The organism is Aneurinibacillus aneurinilyticus ATCC 12856, from assembly GCF_000466385.1.
Lineage (GTDB): Bacteria > Bacillota > Bacilli > Aneurinibacillales > Aneurinibacillaceae > Aneurinibacillus > Aneurinibacillus aneurinilyticus.
Window position 1 is genome coordinate 1 of sequence record NZ_KE952887.1, and the last position, 9,435, is coordinate 9,435.

Here is a 9,435-nt window from a genome sequence, read left to right on the forward strand (position 1 = left end):
AGACAAGGTGCGCAAACAAATACACCGCATAGCCTATAAAAATGATAAAAGTGAGGACATTGATAATCATCAACATGGACACATTTTCTACTCCTCTCCCGCTCAGTAAGCTCTCTCTATCCAATTGCTCTTTTTTGTTAAGACATTCCTTCTTTCACGAGCGGCTTAGGAACTAAAAGGGCATTTCGATACTGGCTTGGCGTTTTACCCACTATTGTCTTAAATACGCGGCTGAAATAGCGGGCATCATTGTACCCCACAGCCCCGGCTATGTGATAGACCGTATAGTTTAAATCCATTAACATGACTTTCGCTTTTTCGATTCGCAAATGAGTAATATACTCTACCAAAGAGGAGCCGGTCGTTTTTTTGAAAATATAGCTAAAATAATTCGGACTCAAATGAACATGGCTCGCCACTTGTTCTAGCGTGATGTTTTCCAGGTAATATGAATGAATGTATTGGATTGCTTTTTGTACAGACTTTAGCATCTGCTCATTATAATTGGTTAGCACACATTCCAAGAAGTGCTCTACCGCTTCTTTAAACCATTGCTTCATATGAACAGTATTTTCAATGCGATGTAAATCACGCGCATACCGCAGGTGAATAGAAAAAATATCTTTCGGTTTGGCACCGCCATTGAGTGCGGCTCGTGCCAATGTGGTCAGCAAATCGAGAATCTGCATCTTGAACACCTGAGGATCGGCATTCGGCTTTTGGAATACGATACTCCATAGCTGTTCAATACTTTGCTTAACACCCGCAAAATCACCTACCGTTAACTTATTTACTAGGGAATCCATTTCATCACCAGGCAACAATGCCATTTCATTAACAAACGGCTCAGCATCATCAATATGAAGTAACGTATCCGTACCGGTGAAAAATTTGTGCGTTTGTGCATGCAGTGCTTCCTGATAAGATACATGCAAGTTTCGCGCGTCCTCATAGCAGTGACCGATTCCGATGGTGACCGTATACCTAGTTCTTTCTTTTATATATGCTTTTATCTCCCCTGCATACGCCGTAGCTAATGCCTTGTATTCTGCTTTGCTGCTACATAGCGGAACGGACAGCAGCACTGCAATTTTATCGGGAGCCGTTATAATAGCCAGCACTTCCTGAACGTCATGATCTTGAAATTGCTGGATAGCCTCGATTATTTCGCTGCGAATCGACTGTTCCCATCGCTTGCTTTTATTTTTCGTAAGACGAAAAAATTCATCGATATGAACAACCATAGCTGTATTCGGTACAGTTGCTAGATCCGCCCATTTGCTTCGGTCCCATATGTCTTTTGAATTTTTTATCGTACCAAAAATCAAATCATATGCTAGACTGCTCCTCATAGAAGCAAGGCATTCCTTTATCCGAATAGGCCCCTCTATTTTCAAAGCCTCCTTTGCAGCCCTCGCTTTGGTTTCGTGAAGCAAATAATATAATGTGTTTTTGTTCAACGGCTTAGAAATACAATCCGATGCACCAAGCTTGAAATACATACGCATTTCCTGTATCGTGTAGGTCGTTTTCAAAACGATATAAGAAAGAGCGGTATTAGGCTGTCTACTCATTTCCAGCATTCTCCTCCGCTCACTCTCCTCTATACAGTCAAAATCAAGATACACAATCGTTGGGTGGTAATACCGCACCTGCCTTTCCCAATCAGAAACGCCTTCACATATGCTAATTTGAAATTGAAATTCGTATATTTGATTGACCGACTCTATCAACTGAATCGTAGCATCGTCATTTGAAATCAATAAAAGCGTAGGTCCCACCAGAAGCACATCCTTTCACTCTGCAGAATTGTCGACGTTCGCTCCCTTTATAGCGGCTTCTTAATTCCTAGCTTGTCTATCATGGACCGGGCCGTGGAATATCCTGCATCGGCATGTCGAATAATATTCAAACCAGGATCGATTTTTAATAGCCTTTGTAATTTTTCAAATGACTCTATGCTTCCGTCCGCCACTGCGGTCATTCCAGAATGTATCGAATTGCCAATCCCTACGCCTCCTCCGTGTTGAATGCTTACCATCGATGCTCCAGCGCATGCATTCAGCATCCCGTTTAAGATAGGCCAATCCGCTACAGCATCACTGCCGTCAAGCATACCTTCCGTTTCCCGGGTAGGTGCCGCCATCGTGCTTCCTTCAGAATGATCCCGTGTAATAGCAACCGGAGCCGACAGTTGTCCGGACGCTACCATGTGATTAATGATTTCTCCTAATTCATCGCGTTCCTTATAGTTCAACCAGCATGTACGGGCAGGCAGCCCATAAAAATAAATTTTATCCTGTACATAACGAATCCAACGACAAATTCTCTCATCGCTTTTAAATTCCGATAAAATTACTTCGTCAATTTTATAAATATCATCCGGATCCCCGGAAAGGGCTACCCAGCGACAAGGTCCCCTTCCCTCGCAATACAATGGACGCAAATATTCAGATACGAATCCCGGAAAATCGAACGCTTCCTCATATCCGGCTTTCTTCGCTTGCCCGCGAATGTTGTTGCCGTAATCGAAAACAATGGCTCCCCGCTCCTGAAACATCTTCATCGCTTCAACATGGGCTGTGACGGTTTGCATAGCCAGCTCTACATATTTTTCCGGCTTTTTATTCCGTAAGAAATATGCCTGCTCCAATGAGACACCACTCGGAATATATCCATGCAGCAAATCATGCGCTGCTGTCTGATCTGTTACAATATCCGGTGTTATCCCCCGCTCCACCAACTCACAATACACGTCCGCAGCATTTCCTACGAGCGCAATGGCAAGCGGCCTATCCGTCTGTGCCGCTTCTTCAGCCAACTGCAACGCCTGATCGATTGTCTGCACCATAATGTCACAGTAATTGTTCATTAGGCGTTTCTGAATTTTGCTTTCGTCAATTTCTACAACGATGGCTACACCGCCATTCATCGTTACAGACAAAGGTTGAGCCGAACCCATGCCACCCAGGCCGGAAGTCAACACAATCTTTCCTTTTAATGATCCGTTAAAGTAGCGGTTGGCCACCTCGCTCATAGTCTCGAAAGTCGCCTGCAGCACACCCTGCACACCGATATACGCCCACGATGCTGCGGTTGCCTGGCCGTACATGGTAAGCCCCTTTTCCTCAAGACGGGAGAATTCTTTCCATGTCGCCCACGCAGGAACTACCATAGCAGCGGACGCAAGCACGCGTGGAAAAAAAGAGAACGTACGAAATGAAGCTACCGGTTTTCCTGATTGAATTAATAAGGTAGAGTCTGAATCAAGCCGCTGCAATTCTTTAATAATAGCCTGCAGCATTGGTTTGCTTCTTGCTGCCTTCCCCGTTCCGCCATATACGATTAAATCCTGTCCGCTCTCTGCTACACGCGGGTCCAGGCTGTTCATTAATAACCTTAGTAAGGCTTCGGTTTCCCAGCTTTTACATGAAATACCCTTTCCTGTAGGAGAGTAGATGGTTTGCAGCATACTCAACCCCCTTCTTTACATATCATGCTTACTTAATAATAAAGGACAGAAGGGAAATACAATCCTCCTGCCTCTTCTCTGTTTTCATCTCCAAAATGCTACCCCAGCATCGGAATAGCAACACCTCTTTCTTTTGCTACCTTAATCGCTTTTTCATACCCTGCGTCCGCATGACGGATAACGCCCATACCCGGATCGGAAACTAGCACGCGTTCAATGCGTTGTGCTGCTTCCGGTGTGCCATCAGCAACAAGAACCTGGCCTGCATGCAACGAGTAGCCCATCCCTACACCGCCCCCATGGTGAATGCTCACCCAGCTCGCGCCGCCGCACGTATTGATGAGTGCGTTCAAAATCGGCCAATCCGCAATGGCATCACTACCGTCTTTCATCGCTTCGGTTTCCCGATTCGGGGAAGCGACGGACCCGCAATCCAGATGATCCCTTCCAAATACGATAGGGGCGCTTAATTCACCGCTCGCTACCATCTCATTAACTTTCAGCGCGAATTTGTGTCGTTCCCCGTATCCCAGCCAGCAAATACGGGCAGGTAGACCTTGCCATTTCACCATTTTTTGTGCCATTTCAATCCAGTTGATAAGCGCTTCATCTTCTGCGAACATTTCCATTGCTACACGGTCCGTTTTATAAATATCCTCCGGATTGCCTGATAGTGCAGCCCATCTGAATGGGCCTTTTCCTTCACAAAACAACGGACGCAGATAGGCAGGTACGAAACCTGGAAACGCAAAAGCATTTTCCACTCCCATTTTCTGCGCATAGGCACGAATGTTATTGCCGTAATCAAATGTTTCTGCTCCCGCGCTTTGCAAATCAAGCATCGCCTGTACATGAACAGCCATTGACTCCATTGCTTTCTGCTCGTATGTTTTCGGATCCCGCTTGCGTAGCTCCAATGCTTCTTCATAGGTCATACCATGTGGAACATATCCGTTTAGCGGGTCGTGTGCACTTGTCTGATCAGTAACGATGTCGGGAATGACCCCGCGTTTAAGCAACTCGGGATAGATATCAGCACAATTGCCTACCAATCCGATGGAGGCGGGCTCCCCTTTTTCGGTAAACAATTTAACCATATCGAGCGCTTCATCAAGCGTATTGCAAATATAATCACAATACCCCTCTTTGATTTTGCGTTCGATTCGCTGTCGTTCCACTTCTACTACAAGAATAACGGCTTTCGCCATTTTTCCGGCAAGCGGCTGCGCTCCGCTCATTCCTCCCATTCCTCCAGTTAGAATGAATCGTCCAGTCAAATCGGCGGTTCCAAATGCTTTTTTGCCTGCTTCCACAAAACTCAGGTACGTTCCCTGTAAAATTCCCTGAGCTCCAATGTAAATCCAGCTTCCTGCCGTCATTTGCCCATACATCATTAAGCCCTTTTTCTCCAGCTCGTAGAAATGATCCCAGGTCGCCCATGCGGGAACGAGATTAGAGTTGGCGATTAGCACCCTCGGCGCCATTTCATGAGTATGGAATACGCCAACAGGCTTTCCAGACTGAACGAGCAGCGTTTCATCGTTTTCCAGCTCTTGCAGCGCTTTTACAATCGCATCAAAGCACTCCCAATTCCGGGCGGCTTTTCCGATTCCGCCGTATACGACCAATTCCTCCGGTTTTTCTGCTACATCAGGGTCCAGATTATTCATCAGCATGCGCAAGGCCGCTTCCTGTACCCATCCTTTACATGTAAGCTGATTTCCTGTCGGTGCTTTGATGACACGATTTGCAGCATGAGTGTAGCTCATTATCGTTCCTCCTTAATATAGATTGAATCTTTAGAATAAAGTTGCGGCAAACAGTTCTGTCTCAATCTTTATTTAAGCAAATGATGCGTGATGACCATCTTTTGCACCTGTGATGTTCCCTCAAAAATCTCAAGAATGCGCTGGTCCCTGTACATTCTCTCCACCGGATACTCTTTCATGTAACCAAATCCCCCATGAATTTGCACCGCTTTATGTACGACTCGGTGAGAAGCCTCCGAGGCGATGAGCTTGGCAACGGCCGCTTCCTTGGAGAGTCGGTATCCTTCACGATCTTTTAAGCTGGCAGCATAATACGTATATAGCCGTGCTGTCTCAACATCTGCAGCCATCTCAGCCAGCATCCACTGCAGCCCCTGGTACTCTGAAATCGGCTTTCCAAAAGCGATCCGCTCTTTTGCATAAGCTGTCGCCGTATCCAATGCCGCCTGGGATAAGCCGACCGCCATAGCTGCAATGCCAATACGTCCCCGGTCGACTACCGTCATAGCAATTTTAAACCCATCACCTTCCTGCCCAACAAGATTTTCTTTCGGAATGCGACAATTATCGAAAATAACTTCATGCGTACGGGCCCCGCGAATTCCCATTTTATCGTCCCCGGCTCCATACGTTAAACCCGGTGTACCTTTTTCAACGATAAATGCGCTAATGCCTCGTGAACCAGCAGATGTATCCGTTTTGGCGTATACGACTAAAACATCCGCTTCCGCTCCGTTGGTAATGAAATGCTTTGTGCCGTTCAGTACGTATTCATTCCCATCCAGTCTGGCATTCGTTTTCATGGAAGCGACATCTGTACCGCCATTCGGCTCTGTCAGGCAGAAGGCATACAGCTTTTCACCGCTACACCCCGGCACCAAGTACGTTTGTCTTTGCTCGTCTCCCGCAGCCAGAAACAACCCATCAATTCCTAAATAGTGTGCCGTCAGAATAGAGCCGGTTGCAGCGCATGCGTATGTAATCTCTTCCACTGCAATTGCTTCCGCGACCGAATCAGCTCCAACGCCTCCATCCTTTTCGGGATAAGCAATACCTAATAGTCCCAATTCTGCCAATCTACCAATATGCTCAACCGGAAACCGATTCTGTTCATCCAATTCTGCCGCCTTAGGCTGAAGCACCTCCCGACTAAAATCCCGTACCATGGCCCGAATGCTTTTTTGTTCTTGTGTCAATTCAAAATTCATGTCTTTTCCTCCTCGTCTTATCCCTGCTGATGCACCAGGGTCTTCAATATATCTGATGTATGCTCTCCAAGCATCGGTGACGACTTCTCAATAATGGGTGGCGTCCGCGATAGCTTGACAGGGTTCCCCGGCACCTTCACGCTGCCGGTTACCGGATGAGGAATATCAACGAGCATATCCCGCGCTTTCGTGTGTTCATCTTCGCACACATCCTGGATAGTTAGAATTGGCGAGCAAGGGATGCCCCCTTCATTAATCATTTCAACCGCTTCAGCTACGGTATACTGTGCAAGCCATGTTTCGATGATGGTCTTCAATTCCGCTTCATGCTTTGTTCGCAGCGGATCAAGATAGAATCTCTCATCTTCCGCCAATTCAGGCTGCCGTATAACCGTACACAACCGTTTGAATAAGGAATCGTTCGCCACCGCAATGACCACATAGCCGTCTTTCGCCTTGTAAATATCAAACGGTGTACTAATTGGATGGCGGCTGCCAATACGTTCAGGCACTACCTGATCCACCGTATAGCGCATAACATTGCTTTCTAGAAGGGCAAAAATACTGTCCATCATGGAAATATCGATACATTGGCCTTCACCTGTGCGCTGCCTATGAAATAGCGCTACCATAATGCCGTATGCCGCATAAAGCGCCGCGCTCATGTCTCCCAACGAAGCCCCGGCACGTGTCGGCGGTTTATCCGGATGTCCAGTAATGCTCGTCATTCCTCCCATCGCCTGGGCGACCAGGTCATATGCGGGTCGTTGACTATACGGGCCATATTGTCCGAAGCCGGAAATGGACGTATAAATGAGTGCAGGATTCCATTCGCGTAATGATTCATAATCCAGCCCCAGCTTCTTCATTACGCCTGGGCGGAAATTCTCCACCAGCACGTCCGATTGCTTTACTAATTCCTTAATCGCATCGATAGCTTGCGGCGTCTTCAGATCTAAGGTTATACTCTTCTTCCCTCTATTCAGGAACATAAAGTAACCGCTTTCGTCATTTTGAAAGGGTCCGAAACTTCGTGTATCATCCCCTGTTTCCGGCTTCTCAATTTTAATAACTTCGGCGCCCATATCCGCGAGCAGCATCGTACAGTACGGACCAGCTAATACTCTCGTAAAATCCAGCACTCGAATATTTTCAAGAGGTCGCTGCATTTGTCTTCCTCCCTCTCCTGTTTTGGTTTGTGCTTTTATTATGTATCGTCTACCAAAACGATAGCTAGTCGGTTTTTTTACTGTTTGGTAGATTATTTTAAGATCTACCGGAAAATAATCTACTTTTCTTACAGCGTATGGATTTTTTGCACATGTTCGTCTTCATCATGAACAGTAGGCTTTACCGGGTCACGCAAAACATAGGAGAACACTACGATTGTTACACAGCTTGTAGCCAAACCGTATAAAATCGGAACAATCGACGTCGTGCCTTTTAGCATAAGGCTAATCAGAATCACGACTGAACTAATCAAAATGGAATAGAAAACAGCCCGTGCCGCAACCCGCTTCCAAAAGAAACCAAAAATAATCGGAAAGAACAAGGCTCCTGACAAAACGGCGAATGCAATATCCAATGCGACCAGAATGTCCTGAATCCACAATGCACATACCATGGCAAACACACCGACAGACAAGGTGGTCAGTCGTGAAATGATTAAAAACCGTTTTTCATTCATATCCCGTTTCGAAAACCGTTTAATGATATCGTTTACAATAAGCGTGGAAGAAGCGATTAAGGTACCTGAAGCAGTAGACATAAGCGCAGAGAGGACACCGGCCAGCACAATTCCCAATACGCCGGGAGGGAGCGTTGTAACTGCCATGCTTGCGAAAGCGTTTTGCGGCTCCGTGATAGCAGGAAGTACAGCAAATGCGCACATGCCGATGATGGCGACAGTAATAGCATACAGAAGCGAATATCCCCCTGCCGCGATTAGTCCGTACCGGGATGTTTTTAAGCTACGTGCCGTAAAAACGCGCTGCCAAACATCTTGTCCCACAACAATGCCTAATGCATACAGCAGCAAGCTCTTGAAGATATCAGCCCCGCCCATTACACTCAAATCAAAATAAGTTGATGGAAGCTTCTCATGCAATCCTGCCCATCCTCCGGCTTTGGAAAGGCTCATTGGAAGCATGACAGCAAAAATCCCAATGCTCATCACAATGAATTGGACAATGTCTGTCATCGTCACTGACCACATGCCTCCTAATACAGTATAGAATAGGACAATTCCACCTGCCACAATGATAGATAGGGTAAAATTCCATCCCAGCCATACTTTTAATACGCTTCCAATACCGATGATTTGCGTGACAGTTAGCATAGCCGTATACGTAATAGAAACTAACGAACTAATGAGCCTCGCTTCAACACTAAATCGATTCTCCAGCATTTCACTAATAGTCAGCACCCGCAAATTAAATATTTTCTTTGCGAGAAAAAGACTGAGCAGAACAAGGCCAATCCCCTGAGAGGTAACAAACCACATGCCGGATAGACCCGATTGGTATCCTAGCTTCGCTGTACCGATAGTAGCGGCCCCACCCAATGTTAAGGCGGCCATACATCCGAAATACATCGGAAAATTTAAGTCTCTGCCTGCCACAATATAATCTTCCGACGTCTTTGCTTTTCGCGCACCTAGTAATCCAACAAAAGCGATGATAGCCAGATAAAGGATAATCACGGACATATCGATCATATTCATAGTAGCTCCCCCTTCGAAATCAAGGCTCATTTTTTATTTATCTGAATATTATCGCTTTATTTTTTGGTGGATAAGTGCTTTTTTCTACGACATTGTGTACTTTCTTATGCTGTGCAATTTCATCTTCTTTTCTTGCTCATTCATATTTTTCCAGCAGATAAAAAAGCCGACTCTTCCTAATCCATTTTAAGGAAAGTCGGCTACATAGAGCACATTTGATATTTTACAACAAGGATGTTGATTATCCAGTATAATCCAAAGTAG

At 45.9% G+C, this 9,435-nt stretch carries 6 protein-coding genes; all 6 read right to left on the minus strand.

The window, feature by feature from the left end; translation table 11 throughout:
• Positions 1-137: 137 nt before the first annotated feature.
• Positions 138-1,781, minus strand: a complete 1,644-nt coding sequence (locus HMPREF0083_RS21510) for a helix-turn-helix domain-containing protein (RefSeq protein WP_040304335.1) — start codon at positions 1,779-1,781, stop codon at positions 138-140.
• Between the two features lie 47 nt (positions 1,782-1,828).
• Positions 1,829-3,472, minus strand: a complete 1,644-nt coding sequence (gene hutU, locus HMPREF0083_RS21515) for a urocanate hydratase (protein ID WP_021623929.1) — start codon at positions 3,470-3,472, stop codon at positions 1,829-1,831.
• 98 nt (positions 3,473-3,570) lie between these two features.
• On the minus strand, positions 3,571-5,241 hold the full coding sequence (gene hutU, locus HMPREF0083_RS21520) for a urocanate hydratase (protein WP_021623930.1): 1,671 nt from the start codon (positions 5,239-5,241) through the stop codon (positions 3,571-3,573).
• A gap of 68 nt (positions 5,242-5,309) precedes the next feature.
• Positions 5,310-6,449 (minus strand): acyl-CoA dehydrogenase family protein, encoded by a 1,140-nt coding sequence (locus HMPREF0083_RS21525; RefSeq protein WP_021623931.1) that lies wholly within the window; start codon positions 6,447-6,449, stop codon positions 5,310-5,312.
• Positions 6,450-6,466: 17 nt separating this feature from the next.
• Positions 6,467-7,618, minus strand: a complete 1,152-nt coding sequence (locus tag HMPREF0083_RS21530; RefSeq protein WP_021623932.1) for a CaiB/BaiF CoA transferase family protein — start codon at positions 7,616-7,618, stop codon at positions 6,467-6,469.
• 128 nt (positions 7,619-7,746) lie between these two features.
• Entirely contained in the window at positions 7,747-9,171 is a 1,425-nt protein-coding gene (locus tag HMPREF0083_RS21535; protein WP_040304338.1) for a sodium:solute symporter family protein, read from the minus strand.
• Positions 9,172-9,435 lie beyond the last annotated feature (264 nt).

Bases quoted from the DNA above. Each gene is read 5' to 3' on its own strand.
- hutU (WP_021623929.1), bottom strand. From the start codon at position 3,472: ATGCTGCAAACCATCTACTCTCCTACAGGAAAGGGTATTTCATGTAAA.
- hutU (WP_021623930.1), bottom strand. From the start codon at position 5,241: ATGAGCTACACTCATGCTGCAAATCGTGTCATCAAAGCACCGACAGGA.
- HMPREF0083_RS21525 (WP_021623931.1), bottom strand. From the start codon at position 6,449: ATGAATTTTGAATTGACACAAGAACAAAAAAGCATTCGGGCCATGGTA.
- HMPREF0083_RS21530 (WP_021623932.1), bottom strand. From the start codon at position 7,618: ATGCAGCGACCTCTTGAAAATATTCGAGTGCTGGATTTTACGAGAGTA.
- HMPREF0083_RS21535 (WP_040304338.1), bottom strand. From the start codon at position 9,171: ATGAATATGATCGATATGTCCGTGATTATCCTTTATCTGGCTATCATC.